Source organism: Acinetobacter seifertii, from assembly GCF_000368065.1.
GTDB lineage: Bacteria > Pseudomonadota > Gammaproteobacteria > Pseudomonadales > Moraxellaceae > Acinetobacter > Acinetobacter seifertii.
Genome location: NZ_KB851203.1, coordinates 153,463 through 168,989, shown reverse-complemented (window position 1 = coordinate 168,989; position 15,527 = coordinate 153,463). Strand labels below are relative to the sequence as shown.

The window sequence follows — 15,527 nt, the reverse complement described above, 5'->3', positions numbered from 1 at the left end:
GAGCGGATTTTTATTGTTTTAAATGCACAATTCGCAGCTGTAAACTCACATTACCATTAAAAACATTACGGTCTATTTCATAGACTAAATGTACATGGTCACGCATAGGATCAAACTCGAAGCGGCCTGCTGCGTTAAAAGCAATTGCATCGAAACTATATTGATCTAAAGCCAATTTAAGTTTTAAGTGTGTCTCTTTGAGCCAACGGAAATCGATAACTTTAAAATATCCTTCAAATTGAGGCAGTGGAAATTTTTGTCCCCACGGGCCTAACTGTTCAATCCAGTTCAAGGTATCTAACTGCAAAGCAGAAACAGGGAGCTCACCATCAGTCCATAAGGTCGCTTGAAAGATAGATTCATCCATTGAAGCCACACAGTTACTAAATACTGTTTTAAAAGCCTCAAAGTTTTCTTTACGTATCGTCAAACCTGCTGCTGCAGCATGCCCACCAAAATGGCTCACCAACTCAGGATGCTGTTCGGCAACTTGTTCAATGGTATCTCGAATGTGCACACCGTCAATTGAACGCGCTGAACCTTTAATATGAATGCCATCTTCATCGGGTGCAAAAACAATCGTTGGTCGATGGAACTGTTCTTTTAGACGGCCCGCAACAATACCAATCACACCTTGATGCCAGTTTTCTTCAAATAGAACAAGCGCCGCAGGAATATCTTGCTGTGAAAGTTGCAAAGTATCTAAGGCCGATAAAGCTTGTTGCTTCATCTCTCCTTCAATTTGACGGCGATCGATATTTAACTGGTTTAATTGCTGCGCAATGGGATAAGCCGTTTCCATTGAATCTGCTAATAAACACTCGATCCCAATACACATGCTCTCCATACGCCCTGCTGCATTAATACGCGGGCCAAGAACAAATCCTAAGTCTTGAGCACGTATTGAAGTAGCTTCCCGACCTGCGATATCGAGTAAGGCTAAGATTCCTACTCGACACTGATATTGCTGAATGCGTTTTACGCCCGCATCGACCAAAATGCGGTTGTTATAGTCTAGAACAGCCACATCGGCATAAGTGCCCAAAGCGACTAAATCTAAATATTGTGTGACTTTACTAGTACTTTTGCCTTGTCTACTACGTAAACTCGCCAAATTGGCAAGCACATAAAAAGCAACACCAACACCAGCAAGCGCTTTACTTGGAAACTCACAGCCTAATTGGTTTGGGTTTACCACCGCCTCAGCAAGTGGGGTCTCTTTGGTCGTTAGATGATGGTCGGTAATAATGACTTGCATGCCTAGAGCATGTGCTGCATCAACACCAGCATGGCTAGAAATTCCATTATCTACCGTGATTAATAGATCGGGTTGATAAGTTCGATGGGCAAGTTCAGCAATGGCTGGAGTAAGACCATAACCGTATTTAAATCGATCTGGAACTAAATAGTCGACCTGTGCTCCCATGTCGCGAAGCACAAGCATCATTAGAGCTGTACTAGTTGCACCATCGGCATCATAGTCGCCTACAATCACAATTTTCTTCTGCTCATCAATGGCTTGATCCATTAATGCGACAGCAGCATCCATTCCTTTGAGCTCTGGTGCAAGCAGGTTCTTAAGTTTTAGCTCTAGTTCTTGTTCAGATTGCACTCCACGTCTTGCCAAAATCTCGGCAATAAACGGAGGCACGCCCTGAAACTGTTCAGGGCGTGTCAATAAAGGTCTTTTTTTAATTTGTATTTTTGTCATTTAAGGCATCAGTCGGTGCAACGTCCATTGACCGTCGATTTTTTCATAACTCAAGCGGTCATGTAAACGATTTGGTCGCCCTTGCCAGAATTCATAATAATCCGGTTGCAGACGATATCCGCCCCAAAACTCTGGCTTATCGAGTATTTCACGGCTTTGAACTTGTTGTTGCAAGTCTTGGAAGCGCTGTTGCAATAACTCTCGACTTTGGATCTTTCCGCTTTGAGGCGTACTAATATGAGCTGCAATCTGACTATCACGTGGACGCTTATGGTAATAGTCGGTAGATTCCTGTTCAGGAATCTTCACAACATGCCCGCCCACACGTACCTGACGCTCTAGACTCGGCCAATAAAATAGCAGCTCAGCATATGGATTTTCTGCCAAATCTGCGCCTTTTTGACTGTCATAATTGGTATAGAAATCATACCCGGCTTCTGTCGCACCACGTAATAATACAGTTCTGACATGCGGACGACCATTCGCACTTGCTGTTGCCAACGACATCGCATACGGTTCGTGCAAGTTAGCAGCTAAGGTATGATTAAACCAACCTAAGAATTGCTCATGTGGATTACTCGCGACTTGCGTCTCGTACAACTCACCTTGTTCATAACTTAAGCGTAATTCGCTTAAATCTTTAATGACATCACTCATGCCATACACCTTATGCGACTTGTGCTTGTGAACGAACTGCATTTGCTAAATGTTCAGCCAAAGCATTCACTTCTTGTTCGTCATCACCTTCAACCATGACCCGAATGACTGGCTCAGTTCCTGACTTACGAATCAGGATACGACCACGGCCTTTAAGCTGTGCTTCTGCTTTATCAAATTCGGTAACCAATGCAGGAATAGAATACGGATCAAGCATTTGTTCTAAACGTATATTTACCAGCACTTGTGGGAACAATTTAAACTCTTGGACTAATTCATGAAGCGCTTTATTCTGCTCAACCATTACCGTTAACACTTGAAGTGCTGCAATAATCGCATCACCTGTTGTGCTCTTATCTAAAGTTAAAATATGACCAGATGGTTCTCCACCTGTAACCCAACCATTTTCTTCTAATGCTTGTAGTACATAACGGTCACCGACTTTCGCGCGGACAAAGCCAACTTTCGCTTTTTCAAGTGCTACTTCAAGTGCCATATTACTCATGACCGTACCGACCACGCCCACAGGTTTTTTCTGAGCTTGAGTCGCTAGAATATATAAAATATGGTCCCCATCAATTAATTTACCAAACTTATCAACCATCACCACGCGGTCAGCATCACCATCAAAGGCAATACCTAAATCTGCTTCATGCTCAACCACTGCTTTTTGTAAGTGTTCTGGATGTGTTGAACCGCAGTTCTCATTAATGTTTAAACCGTCTGGTTCGTTGTATAAAGCAACAACTTTAGCACCTAGTTCACGAAAAACTGAAGGGCCAACACTATAGGCTGCACCATGTGCACAGTCCAACACGATCTTTAAATTATTTAAATCGAAGTGGTAAGGGAAAGTAGATTTACAAAATTCGATATAGCGACCATTTGCATCATTTACACGAACACTTTTACCTAAATTTGCAGTGTCCTCAATGAATAAATCCTTTTCTAATTCTTTATTAATTTCTTCTTGTAATGAATCCGGTAATTTTTTACCTTCACTTGAGAAAAATTTAATCCCATTATCATAATATGGATTATGTGATGCAGAAATTACAATACCTGCATGAGCATGTAATGCACGAGTAAGATGTGCAATCGCAGGTGTAGGTAATGGACCAAGTAAATGAACATATACGCCAGCTGCGTTTAACCCAGCTTGCAAAGCAGACTCTAAAATATAGCCAGATAAACGAGTATCTTTCCCTAATACAACAAGCGGTTTATTTTTTGGACTTTTTCGTTTTAATACCTTCCCTGCGGCAAACCCGAGCTTTAACGCAAACTCTGGTGTAATGGGCATTTGCCCAAATTTTCCACGAATACCATCCGTTCCAAAATAACTCATAGCTTATCTCATTTTTACGCCACTTCAACCGTGGCCTATTTCATATATGGCTATTTTGCCATATCTCTTTTCATCAGATTTACTTTACACCAAAAACAAAAAGCCGTCAGTGTACTGACGGCTTTCTTACTTGATTTAGTTACGAAAATCTAACCAACACGATAGTTTGGAGCTTCTTTAGTAATCGTTACATCATGAACATGTGACTCAGACATACCCGCTGAAGTAATTTTCACAAATTTCGCATTTTGGCGAAGATCTTCAATCACAGCTGAACCTGTATAGCCCATCGATGAACGTAAACCACCCATCATTTGATGAACGATATTACCCATTGGGCCTTTATATGGAACACGACCTTCAATACCTTCTGGTACTAATTTTTCAGCACCCGCTTTTGAGTCTTGGAAGTAACGGTCAGCAGAACCAGTGGCTCCAGCCATTGCACCTAATGAACCCATACCACGATATGCTTTGTAGTAACGACCTTGGAAAAATTCAACTTCACCAGGTGCTTCTTCAGTACCAGCTAGAAGTGAACCGACCATAATTGTGCTTGCACCAGCACCGATCGCTTTAGCCATATCACCAGAGAAACGAATACCGCCATCTGCAATTAAAGGAATTTGATCTTTTAGTGCGCTAGCAACGCTGTCAATTGCAGAAATTTGTGGCATACCAATACCTGCTACAATACGTGTAGTACAGATAGAACCAGGACCAATACCTACTTTTACAGCATCTGCGCCTGCATCTAATAACGCCAATGCAGCATCACCAGTTGCAATATTTCCACCAATCACTTGTACTTGAGGGAAGTTTTGTTTCACCCAACGTACACGTTCAATTACACCAGCAGAGTGACCATGTGCTGTATCAACAACAATAACGTCAACACCAGCTTCAACCAATGCTTCCACACGACTTGGTGTATCAGCACCAGTACCTACCGCAGCACCAACACGTAAACGACCAAGATCATCTTTACAACTGTTTGGATAACTCTCAGCTTTACGGAAGTCAGTTACCGTAATTAAGCCTTTAAGTTCATTGCTCTCGCCAACGACTAAGACTTTTTCAATACGGTGTTTTTGCAATAATGCTTGAATATTTTCTTTAGACTCGCCTTCACGTACAGTGACTAAACGATCTTGGCCTGTCATGATGTTGCTAACAGGTTGTTCTAAATTGGTTTCAAAACGCGTATCACGGCCTGTCACAATTCCAACAACCTTGCTGTCTTTAACAACAGGTACACCACTAATGTTATTAGCACTGGTAATTGCAATCAGTTCACGTACTGTAGTTTCAGGCGTTACAGTGATAGGATCTTTCACCATACCCGCTTCGAATTTTTTCACACGGCGTACTTCTGCAGCTTGAGCAGCAATATCCATGTTTTTGTGCAAAATCCCGATACCACCATTTTGTGACATCGCAATCGCCATACGTGACTCAGTCACTGTATCCATTGCAGCTGAAACTAATGGGATATTTAAATGAATGCCGCGAGTTAAACGTGTCTTTAGAGAGACATCTTTTGGGAGAACAGTAGAGTAGGCAGGAAGTAATAAGACATCATCGAAGGTTAGCGCTTCTTGAACGATGGTCAGCATAACAATCTCACTGGTAAATTCCGTGAGCTATTATAAACAAATTTCAATGCAATTTTCATATTATCTTTGCCTTTTTCAGCAATAGATATTCACCTACTCTAAATATTTCTCACTTATTATAGTGTTAGTTCATATTTAACTCACCTGATCATAGTCATGATCATTTTCTGAATCTGCTGGGTTGACCTCAATCAGAGGAATCAACTGGTGCGCTAGACGCGCTTTGTTACACTGTTCATCAGCAATCTGTACTTCTCTACAGGTAGAACTACGCACACCATAGATAGAACAGCCCACCTCTTTACCAATTTCCCCCGTCAAAGCCTGACATCGTGGCTGAGCCTGATTAGTTCCACGCATGCATGAATAAACGGGTGTCAAAGGTTCAACAAGATGTTCATCTATTAACTCGGCCTCAGCCCAGTAAAATGAAACCCGAAAATGTGCACAACATGCACCACAGCGAAGGCACTCATCTGGAGTCGCAACTTGAGATAACATTTTTATTCAAATTCTCGTCATCAAAATTTTTTCTGTGACGCAGAATCCTAAAAAAATTTCAAATTGGACTCAAGATATTGAACTTAACTTTTTTATGTTGGACAGCTGAAAATTTGTTCAGTCATTAAATCTACACCACATGGCAAGGTCTCAATCCAGTCTAAAAACTGCTTAATCATTTCTTTGCCAATAAATGGAGTACCATGCTGAGGCACAATCATTTCAATATCCATTTGACGAACCATGTTGACCCATAAACGGATGACTTTATTTGAGCACATATAGCGCTGATGAAAAGCCTTCATTTTCATCACATGAGCATCGAAATCTTTGAGAGGCTGACTTGCATCTTCAACAATAGAAGCCCCCATATCGCCTGAAAATAAAATTTTGGCAACTGGATCATAAAACTGAAAATTACCCACCGAATGTAGAAAATGTGCAGGAACCATGACAAGCTTTGATTCGCCCAATTGAATCACTTGACCACGATCTGGCAGCTCAATGAGACGGTCTTCCCAATTTCCTTTCATACGCTCACTCATAAATGATGAATTTAAGTGAGGTAAAAATCTCGCCCATAATTTAGAGGCAACCACTTTAGCATCGGTATAAACCAACCAACGAGGCATTGAAGTAATAATATCTGGGTCTTGATGCGAAGCAATTACATAGTCCAGATTTTTAAGACGAGTATATTTATTAAGTTCCATCGTTAATGGAACGTAGGTCAAGTCACCACCTGGATCGATTACAGCTGCTCGTTCATGATCAATAATTAAAAATTGATTGGCTTGTATGCCTTCCCCTTTAACCAAACTGGTAAAACTAATACATTTATGTACGCCATTATCAAATAGTATCTGCGATGTTGTTTTTTCAAACCCCATACAATTCCCCAAAAAAACTTTAAATATTAGATATTTTTATATCCCTACTAAAATAAAGGGATTCTAAAGTACTTGCAATGAATTGATTGATATTTCTCATAATATTTTAAAATTGATTTTACTTTTCTTATTCTATAAATGAATCATCAAGAAATTGTATAATCTTCTAAGACTTTCTTAAATAAATGTATTTTCAAGTTTAATTACTAAAATGACCTATAAAAAAAGCACTCAATTCGAGTGCGTTTTTTATAGCAGCGTTGAATATCTTAAAAGAAATAATGTTGTACTAGCGTAGAGACACCTACAATTAAGAAAATAGCAGCACCAATTTTATGAATAAGTGAGATAGGTAAACGTTCTGCCAGTTTATTACCAATAAATACAGCAGGAGCATTGGCAATCATCATACCAACTGTTGTACCTAGCATTACCCAGAAAATACTGTCATAGCGTGCAGCTAAAGCGACCGTTGCAATTTGTGTTTTATCACCAATTTCAGCTAAGAAAAATAAAATAAAGGTTGCACCAAAAACACCAAATTTTTGCCATTTATTAATACTATCAGTTTCATCATCGAGCTTGTCTGGAATAAGCATCCAGAATGCCATACCAATGAAACCAACAGCGAGCACCCAAACCAAAATCTCAGGACTTAACACAGTTGTAATCCACTGCCCAAGCACAGCAGAAATACCATGGTTAATGAGTGTGGCTAAAAGAATCGCAATTAAAATAGGAATTGGTTTACGGAAACGCGCAGATAGTAGCAGAGCCAATAGTTGAGTTTTATCACCCATTTCAGCGAGGGCAACAATCGATGTAGAAATCAGAAATTCTTGCATATTAGTTCTCTGGCTAGCATAAATGCCTATGACCTACCCCTCCTGCTAGCCAAATATCATAAAATGATTGCAGAGTGGTAAATCAAAGGTCTTGCCAACTCAGGAACGATGAGACGTTTAAGATATGATGACCATGTTCTGTTGAACAATTATGTTGACCATCACCTATTCACATTTGCTGTAAATAGCGGCTACTCCCCAATGAAGTATGTATTTATTATAATCAAGTCACTCTATTTTTCAAACATTCAAGCAACAAATTTTACCCACGCCCAAACAAATAAGCGTGCAATACCTAATAACACTGCAAAATAAGCACTTATATGAAGGAAACCAATATGGTTATTACTTACTCCTGTCTGATATTCAAAGGGTAAAATCAAGGTAGCTACAAACACCTCAAAACCCATCACCACATAAGTCATCCATTCCCACGGGAAGTGTAAAATACTGACCCATATTCCCATCAATAAAAATACAATCAACAGTAAGGGCAACATAATTTTCAGGAAACCCAACATTTACTATTTCTCCTTTACCTAATAACGAGAAATTTCTCCTCACGCTCAATAAGCCTTGCTTAATCTGTAGATTAACCCAAAATTTAATTAAAGAGATATCAAAAACAAAACCCCGCCGAAGCGAGGTTTTGGTTAATAATTTAAAAGAATTAGATTAATAAAGTACGAATATCTTTAAGAAGTTTCGTAAGTTTATTTGTAAAGCGAGCTGCATCTGCACCATTAATTACACGGTGGTCATAAGACAATGACAACGGCAACATTAAGCGCGGATCAAAGTCTTTACCATTCCATACCGGTTGCATCGTTGCAGGTGAAATACCCAAAATTGCAACTTGTGGCCAGTTTACAAGTGGTGTAAACGCTGTACCACCAATTGCGCCTAAACTTGAAATGGTGAAATTCGCACCTTGCAAGTCTTTCGGTGTTAATTTCTTATCACGCGCTTTTTGACCCAACACACCCAATTCAACTGCAATTTGCTTAATTGATTTTTGGTCTGGATTACGAAGTACTGGCACAGTTAAACCATCAGGTGTTGCTACTGCAATTCCCATATGGATTTCATTACGCAAGAGCACTGATTTACCATCATCAGATAGATGACCTGCGAACTCACGCTCTTCTTTCAACAAGTACGCAACCGCTTTGATAATGAATGCCATAATCGTCAGGCTGATACCTTCTTTTTTGAAGTTGCCTTTCAGCTCATTACGCCAATCTTCTAACTCAGTAATGTCAGCCAAATCAAACTGAGTAACTTGCGGAATAAAGTTATTCAACGACAATTGCGGAATTGATACTTGCTGCAAACGCGTCAGTACTTTTTCTTCCACACCACCAAACGCAGTGAAGTCAGGCAGCTTTGGTAAACCCGAAACCGCTGGTGCAGCCGCAGCAACTGGCGCCGCTTGTGGCGCAGTTAAACGGCTCTTCACATAAGCAAAGATATCTTCTTTAACAACACGACCATGCTCACCAGAAGTTTTAACTTGTGACAAAATCACACCAAGTTCACGAGCAAGCTTACGTACAGCAGGGCCTGCATATACTTTAGCATTTTCGGCTTCTTGCTCTTTGGTTAACTTGTCACTACCAGACGCTGGAGCAGATACAGCCTGAGTCGGAGCAGGAGCTGCAGCTTTAGGTGCTGCTGCCTGTGGAGCTGGTGCAGCTTCTGCTTTTGCCGCTGGAGCTGCTGCAGGTGCTTGACCTTCAGCTTCAATTGTTGCGAGCAATAAGCCTTGTGAAACCTGTTGGCCTGCTTGTAAGTGAATTGCTTTTACAATACCCGCAACAGTACTTGGAACTTCTACAGTCGCTTTATCAGATTCAACCACAACAAGGCTTTGGTCTACATCAACTTTATCGCCAACTTGTACTAAGATTTCAGCAACAACTGCTTTATCTACACCTAAGTCAGGAACATTTATATCAACTGGACCAGATTGAGTAGCAGCTGCCGCTACAGTTTCTTGCTTTGCAGCAACTGGTTCAGCGGCTACAGCTGGAGCTGCTGTAGAAGCAGGAGCTTCTGCTTGCGCACTTGATGCAGACGTCGTTTTCACTTGAATAAGAACAACACCTTCTTTAACGGTATCGCCTTCTTTAACTTGAATGCTTTCTACAATACCAGCAGTACTGCTTGGTACTTCTACAGTTGCTTTGTCAGATTCAACTACAACGATGCTTTGCTCAACATCAATCTGGTCACCCACTTTAACGAGGATTTCGCCAACTAATGCTTTTTCAACACCAATGTCAGGGACAGTTACGTCAACAGTTGCAGTTGATGTAGTGGCAGCAGGTTGAGTTGAAGCTTGAGCTTGTTGTGCAGGTGCTGGAGCAGCTGGCTTTTCAGCCGCAGGCGCCGGTGTTGGTTCTGGAGCAGCTTGCGCTGCACCTTCAGCTTCAAGTTCAAACAATACCGTACCTTCAGTTACGCTATCGCCTTCCTTGATTAAGATGCTTTTTACCACTCCTGCTGAAGTGCTAGGCACTTCAACAGAGGCTTTATCAGACTCAAGCAAAACAAGACTGTCATTTTCAGCAATACTGTCACCAACTTTTACTAAAATTTCAGCAACAACTGCTTTATCTACACCAATATCAGGGGTCTTAATTTGCATGCTTAGTTCCCCTCACCTGTTTGCGTTTCATTGTATTCAGCAACTGGCTGAACTTCCGGATGTGCTTGTGGAGCCCATGCAACCGGACGGTCAGTATCTAACTCAAAGTTAGAAATTGCATCTTTCACTAAACGTGCATCTACTTCACCTTCGTCGGCTAATTTTTTCAAAGTAGCAACAACGATATGTGCAGCATCAACACCAAAGAAACTACGTAAGTTCGCACGCGTATCTGAACGACCATAACCATCTGTACCTAATGCAACAAATGGACGACCATCTGGCAGATAAGCACGGATTTGTTCGCTGTACGCACGCATATGGTCTGTAGCAGAAACTACAATACCTTCTGTACCACGTAATTGCTTAGATACCCAAGATTCTTTCACTTCTTCAGCAAGTGGGTGTAAGCGGTTGTATTCTTCACATGCCATACCATCACGTGATAACTCATTGAAGCTTGTTACACTCCAAACGTTTGAGTGGATTTGGTATTCATCACGTAAGATTTTCGCAGCTTTGATCACTTCACGAAGAATTACACCTGAACCAAGTAATTGGACAGTTGCTTTTTCGTCTTTTTCGAATAAGTACATACCACGCTTAATACCTTCCTCAGCGCCTTCAGGCATTGCAGGATGCTCGTAGTTCTCGTTCATTACAGTGAGGTAATAGAACACACGCTCTTGGTTCACATACATACGCTGTAAACCGTCATGAACGATTACAGCTAACTCATAACCAAAACATGGATCATAAGATACGCAGTTTGGAATCGTGTTTGCCAAGATATGTGAATGACCATCTTGGTGCTGTAAACCTTCACCATTCAATGTGGTACGACCAGCAGTTGCACCTAACAAGAAACCTTGAGCTTGTGCATCACCAGCTGCCCATGCAATGTCACCAATACGTTGGAAACCAAACATTGAGTAGTACATGTACATTGGAATCATTGGCAAGTTATTCGTTGAATAACTTGTTGCCAACGCAGCCCATGCACTCATTGCACCAGCTTCGTTAATACCTTCTTGAAGCATGTGACCATCACTTGCTTCACGGTAATGCATTAACTGTTCTTGGTCTTCTGGAGTATATTTTTGACCATGAGCGGCATAAATACCAAGCTGACGGAACATCCCTTCTAAACCGAAAGTACGTGCTTCGTCTGGAACGATTGGGACTACGCGGTCTTTAATTGCTTTTTCTTTAAGTAAAGCAGCAATTAAACGAACCATTACCATCGTAGTAGATTGTTCTTTACCACCTGAACCGTTTAATACAGCATCAAATACAGACAATTCAGGAATCGCTAAAATTTCACTCTCTTTACGACGTGCAGGAAGGTAACCACCTAATGCTTCACGACGCGCCTTCATGTACTTCATTTCTGGAGAGTTTTCACTTGGGCGGTAGAATGGGAGCTCTTCTAATTTATCATCTGTAAATGGAAGGTTAAAACGGTCACGTACATATTTCAAAGAGTCGATCTGCATTTTCTTGATTTGGTGAGTTTTGTTCACCGCTTCAATTTCTTCAGATAAACCATAACCTTTAACAGTTTTTGCAAGAATAACTGTTGGTTGACCTTTAGCTTTCATTGCTTCTGCATAGGCAGCAAAAACTTTGTATGGGTCATGACCACCACGATTGAGATTATCGATGTCTTCATCGCTTAAATCTTTTACAAGTTCCGCAGCTTCTGGGTACTTGCCAAAGAATTTCTCACGTGTATATGCACCACCTTTTACTTGGTAGCGTTGGTATTCACCATCAACAGTTTCTTCCATTACCGCTTTTAAAGCGCCTGTGCTGTCTTTTGCAAGTAGCGGATCCCAATGACGACCCCATACTACTTTAATGACACGCCAGCCTGCGCCACGGAATAAAGATTCTAATTCTTGAATAATTTTACCGTTACCACGTACAGGACCATCTAGACGCTGTAAGTTACAGTTAACAACCCAAATGAGGTTATCAAGTTTTTCACGGCCAGCGAGTGAAATTGCACCAGTACTTTCTGGCTCATCCATCTCACCATCGCCAAGATAAGCCCAAACTTTACGATCTTCTTCTTTGATCAAGCCACGGTTCATCAAATATTTTTGAATGTGTGCTTGATAAATCGACATGATTGGACCAAGACCCATTGATACAGTTGGGAATTGCCAATAGTCCGGCATTAAATATGGGTGTGGATAGCTTGGTAAACCGTTACCGCCAACTTCACGGCGGAAATTACTTAACTGCTCTTCAGTTAAACGTCCTTCAAGGAATGAACGTGCATAAATACCAGGAGCACAGTGTCCTTGGTAATAAATCATATCTCCGCCAAAGCTATTGCTGTTTGCGCGGAAGAAATGGTTAAAACCTACGTCATATAATGTTGCACTTGATGCGAAACTCGCTAAGTGACCACCTAAATCATCACCTGTTTTATTCGCACGAAGTACCATTGCTAAGGCATTCCAACGAATCAATGCACGAATACGGCGTTCCATATCTTGGTCGCCTGGCATTGCAGGTTGTTCTTCAACAGAAATTGTATTTAAGTAAGGTGTATTGAGACGTTGAATTGGAACATGCTTAGCAATTGCTTGTTGGTAAAGTTTTTCCAACAAGAATGCCGCTCGCTCAGTTCCCATATGTTGTAAAACTGAATCGAATGCATCTTGCCATTCTTGGGTTTCTTGTGCGTCGGAGTCACCGTAAAACGCCATAATTCACCTGTTCCTTGTTCTCTAATCTACTTTGTATTTTTACCACGTTTTGCCCCTCTCAAGTTATTGCCACGGGTGAATGTGAGGGGGCCCTATTATTTTCTGAATGAATAGTCATTGACCGAGCATGACTCAAAATAACAAAAAAACGCCAATATAGGCGTTTTTTTATACGATAATTGCGTTAAGAAAGGTTTTATCTCATTTTAGATTCAAAAATTTAATAATCCTAAATTTTAACAAATACGATTTAAGGCAACATTGCTAAGTAAGTTGATGGATTCTTACGTTGACCATCTTTTACTACTTCATAGTGTAAATGTGGCCCAGTACAACGACCTGTACAACCCACATTTGCAATATGGTCACCAGCAGAAACCTGATCGCCCACACGAACCATTAAACGTGAAGCGTGTGCATAGCGTGTTAAATAACCATTACCATGGTTGATTTCAACATACTGACCATAACCTGTGCCCCAACCTGATTTAGTTACAATACCAGGACCTGTTGCATAGATTGGCGTGCCACTTGGCGCAGACATATCTAAACCACCGTGATGCTCTGCACGACCACCCATGGTACGACCACCAAAGTTAGAAGAAACACGTACGCTATCAGGAAGAGGATGAGAAACTAACCAAGAATAAGGATTTGAAGAAGAGGTATTAAAAGAGTTTTTAGCGGTAGTATTACCATATTTTTTTGCCAGTGAGTCGTTGTTGAGCTCAACTGTTTTCGGGCGTAAAGTGACTGAAACTTTTGCACTTGCCGGAAGATCTAAATCATCAGGATGCGTATATGAACCTTGAGATAATGTTTTTGATAACTGTTCCAATCGATCTGAATCTGTAGATTGGTTAATATTTTGATAATCTGCAAAAGCAACCGATGCTGCCGAAGCGGCTAGTGAAAATGCTAATAAAATACGACGCGTGTGCATAAAAACCTCTTGAAACTGTTCTTACTCAAGTTCCTTATGATCTCTTCCTTGATATCAGTCGAAATGAACGCTTAAGATGGAGACAAGAAACCATTCGAGAATGATCAATGTCTAAACCCGATAACGTTTTTCAACAATCCGGAAAACACATAAAAACAGGAAACCTTACGTTTCTAACAACGCAAGTCGCGCAATGGCAAAGACTTACGAAAATAATCCAACCCTTATTGCCCCAACCGGAACAATGGCAGGTCGTGTGTTATCAAAATGGCACTTTAATTATTACTGGTGAAAATCAGGCAATGATTAGTCAACTCAGCTATTTACAGAGCCAATATATATCTAAATTATCTCAACTTGAAGGACTAAAAGACTTACAAAGAATTCAAGTTCGCTTGAGAAATAAGACTATTTCTACAGCGCCCTCATCATCTGAGCCTTCTAAATCCATCCCCCCGGAAACACAAGAAATGTTACGTAGTGCCGCCGACTTCGTGAGCGACCCTAAGCTTAGCCAAGCTTTACTACGTTTGGCAAGCAATAAAAAATGATGAGCTTTCCATTTCTTAATTAGAATCGTTCTTATTTTGTGATAAAAATCACACTATCCATTGTTACATTATAACATAGACAAATAAAGACAATGACTTATGTCACACTCACATATGGAATTGGACATTCATTCTCGTCATTAAATGTTACAATTTCATAATTACTCGGATCACTTTGAACATTGCGTAACAGCTGATTATTTAAAGCATGTCCCGATTTATAGCCATCGAACTTGGCAATAATTTGATGACCAAGTAAATACAAATCACCCACTGCATCTAAAATTTTATGTCGAACAAATTCGTCAGCAAATCGTAAACCTTCTTCGTTCACAACCCCTGTATCATCTACACCAATGGCATTATCCAGACTTGCACCTAAAGCCAAATTATTTGCTTTGAGGTAATCCAAGTCTTTCATAAAACCAAAAGTTCGTGCTTCGCTAACCTCATACACAAACGTTTCGGTTGAAAAATCGATTGTCGCAGACTGGTATTCTTTTGCAAAAGCAGGATGATCAAAATCAATGGTAAAGTTGAGCTGAAAACCATTATGTGGTTGAAAAATTGCTTTTTTATCGTCAATTAAAGCTTCAACTGGTTTTAATATTCTTATAAATTTTTTAGGGGCATTTTGCTCGCGCAAGCCACCTTGCATTAATAGATAAATAAATGGTCCAGCACTGCCATCCATAATTGGGACTTCGGATGCTGACACTTCTACAATTAAATTATCAATTCCTAAACCCGCAATCGCACTCATTACATGCTCAATTGTACCTACTTTAATATCACCGGTAACAAGGTTCGAACACATAAATGCTTCTTGAATAAGCAATGCATTAGCAGGAATATCAACAGGTGGATTCAAATCGATGCGGCGAAATACAATACCTCCATCCACGGTATGTGGAATGAAATTGATCATCACTTTTTGACCGCTATGAAGACCTATTCCACTCGCTTTTACCACACGATTGAGAGTACGCTGTTTCACCATGCTTTGTAACTTCTTTTTTAAAACCGCTATACGTTAGCATATTTAGTCATTGATCAAAAATAAAAAAAGGCAGTGTTTAAACACTGCCTTTTAAT

General features: G+C 40.5%; 13 protein-coding genes and 1 riboswitch. Of the genes, 1 reads left to right on the top strand and 12 read right to left on the bottom strand.

Annotated elements, in window-relative coordinates; genetic code table 11:
• Window positions 1–10: 10 nt before the first annotated feature.
• The 11 genes from recJ to F985_RS20805 form a co-directional block, all read right to left on the bottom strand.
• On the bottom strand, window positions 11–1,711 hold the full coding sequence (gene recJ, locus F985_RS20855) for a single-stranded-DNA-specific exonuclease RecJ (protein WP_004704954.1): 1,701 nt from the start codon (window positions 1,709–1,711) through the stop codon (window positions 11–13).
• Window positions 1,712–2,368, bottom strand: a complete 657-nt coding sequence (gene pdxH, locus F985_RS20850; protein WP_004704952.1) for a pyridoxamine 5'-phosphate oxidase — start codon at window positions 2,366–2,368, stop codon at window positions 1,712–1,714.
• 10 nt (window positions 2,369–2,378) lie between these two features.
• Window positions 2,379–3,716, bottom strand: coding sequence for a phosphoglucosamine mutase (gene glmM, locus F985_RS20845; RefSeq protein WP_004704951.1), 1,338 nt, complete (start codon window positions 3,714–3,716; stop codon window positions 2,379–2,381).
• A gap of 149 nt (window positions 3,717–3,865) precedes the next feature.
• Window positions 3,866–5,332 carry an IMP dehydrogenase gene (gene guaB / locus F985_RS20840; protein ID WP_004704949.1) on the bottom strand — a complete coding sequence of 489 codons (1,467 nt, stop codon included), beginning with the start codon at window positions 5,330–5,332 and terminating at the stop codon, window positions 3,866–3,868.
• A 135-nt stretch (window positions 5,333–5,467) separates the two neighbouring features.
• The gene (locus F985_RS20835; RefSeq protein ID WP_004704948.1) at window positions 5,468–5,833 is read right to left on the bottom strand and encodes a YkgJ family cysteine cluster protein; all 366 of its coding nucleotides are present in this window, start codon (window positions 5,831–5,833) and stop codon (window positions 5,468–5,470) included.
• A 92-nt stretch (window positions 5,834–5,925) separates the two neighbouring features.
• On the bottom strand, window positions 5,926–6,723 hold the full coding sequence (locus F985_RS20830; RefSeq protein ID WP_004704946.1) for an oxygen-binding di-iron domain-containing protein: 798 nt from the start codon (window positions 6,721–6,723) through the stop codon (window positions 5,926–5,928).
• Between the two features lie 269 nt (window positions 6,724–6,992).
• Entirely contained in the window at window positions 6,993–7,568 is a 576-nt protein-coding gene (locus F985_RS20825; protein WP_004704943.1) for a TMEM165/GDT1 family protein, read from the bottom strand.
• Between the two features lie 55 nt (window positions 7,569–7,623).
• Window positions 7,624–7,780, bottom strand: a riboswitch (yybP-ykoY riboswitch).
• A gap of 36 nt (window positions 7,781–7,816) precedes the next feature.
• Window positions 7,817–8,089, bottom strand: a complete 273-nt coding sequence (locus F985_RS20820; RefSeq protein ID WP_004704942.1) for a hypothetical protein — start codon at window positions 8,087–8,089, stop codon at window positions 7,817–7,819.
• A 149-nt stretch (window positions 8,090–8,238) separates the two neighbouring features.
• On the bottom strand, window positions 8,239–10,218 hold the full coding sequence (locus F985_RS20815) for a 2-oxo acid dehydrogenase subunit E2 (protein ID WP_004704939.1): 1,980 nt from the start codon (window positions 10,216–10,218) through the stop codon (window positions 8,239–8,241).
• A gap of 2 nt (window positions 10,219–10,220) precedes the next feature.
• Complete coding sequence (gene aceE / locus F985_RS20810; protein WP_004704938.1) at window positions 10,221–12,938, bottom strand: pyruvate dehydrogenase (acetyl-transferring), homodimeric type; 2,718 nt, start codon at window positions 12,936–12,938, stop codon at window positions 10,221–10,223.
• 250 nt (window positions 12,939–13,188) lie between these two features.
• Window positions 13,189–13,881: a M23 family metallopeptidase gene (locus F985_RS20805; protein WP_004704936.1), complete on the bottom strand. Its 693-nt coding sequence runs from the start codon at window positions 13,879–13,881 to the stop codon at window positions 13,189–13,191.
• A 107-nt stretch (window positions 13,882–13,988) separates the two neighbouring features.
• On the opposite strand from F985_RS20805, the gene F985_RS20800 reads away from it, so the two are divergent.
• On the top strand, window positions 13,989–14,432 hold the full coding sequence (locus tag F985_RS20800) for a DciA family protein (protein ID WP_004704934.1): 444 nt from the start codon (window positions 13,989–13,991) through the stop codon (window positions 14,430–14,432).
• Window positions 14,433–14,529: 97 nt separating this feature from the next.
• On the opposite strand, the gene lpxC is transcribed toward F985_RS20800, so the two are convergent.
• On the bottom strand, window positions 14,530–15,432 hold the full coding sequence (gene lpxC, locus F985_RS20795) for a UDP-3-O-acyl-N-acetylglucosamine deacetylase (protein WP_004704931.1): 903 nt from the start codon (window positions 15,430–15,432) through the stop codon (window positions 14,530–14,532).
• Window positions 15,433–15,527 lie beyond the last annotated feature (95 nt).

Excerpts from the sequence above, each read along its gene's own strand:
- F985_RS20830 (WP_004704946.1), bottom strand. The coding sequence starts at position 6,723 with ATGGGGTTTGAAAAAACAACATCGCAGATACTATTTGATAATGGCGTA.
- guaB (WP_004704949.1), bottom strand. The coding sequence starts at position 5,332 with ATGCTGACCATCGTTCAAGAAGCGCTAACCTTCGATGATGTCTTATTA.
- recJ (WP_004704954.1), bottom strand. The coding sequence starts at position 1,711 with ATGACAAAAATACAAATTAAAAAAAGACCTTTATTGACACGCCCTGAA.
- F985_RS20820 (WP_004704942.1), bottom strand. The coding sequence starts at position 8,089 with ATGTTGGGTTTCCTGAAAATTATGTTGCCCTTACTGTTGATTGTATTT.
- lpxC (WP_004704931.1), bottom strand. The coding sequence starts at position 15,432 with ATGGTGAAACAGCGTACTCTCAATCGTGTGGTAAAAGCGAGTGGAATA.
- F985_RS20835 (WP_004704948.1), bottom strand. The coding sequence starts at position 5,833 with ATGTTATCTCAAGTTGCGACTCCAGATGAGTGCCTTCGCTGTGGTGCA.
- F985_RS20825 (WP_004704943.1), bottom strand. The coding sequence starts at position 7,568 with ATGCAAGAATTTCTGATTTCTACATCGATTGTTGCCCTCGCTGAAATG.
- pdxH (WP_004704952.1), bottom strand. The coding sequence starts at position 2,368 with ATGAGTGATGTCATTAAAGATTTAAGCGAATTACGCTTAAGTTATGAA.
- aceE (WP_004704938.1), bottom strand. The coding sequence starts at position 12,938 with ATGGCGTTTTACGGTGACTCCGACGCACAAGAAACCCAAGAATGGCAA.
- F985_RS20800 (WP_004704934.1), top strand. The coding sequence starts at position 13,989 with ATGTCTAAACCCGATAACGTTTTTCAACAATCCGGAAAACACATAAAA.
- glmM (WP_004704951.1), bottom strand. The coding sequence starts at position 3,716 with ATGAGTTATTTTGGAACGGATGGTATTCGTGGAAAATTTGGGCAAATG.
- F985_RS20805 (WP_004704936.1), bottom strand. The coding sequence starts at position 13,881 with ATGCACACGCGTCGTATTTTATTAGCATTTTCACTAGCCGCTTCGGCA.
- F985_RS20815 (WP_004704939.1), bottom strand. The coding sequence starts at position 10,218 with ATGCAAATTAAGACCCCTGATATTGGTGTAGATAAAGCAGTTGTTGCT.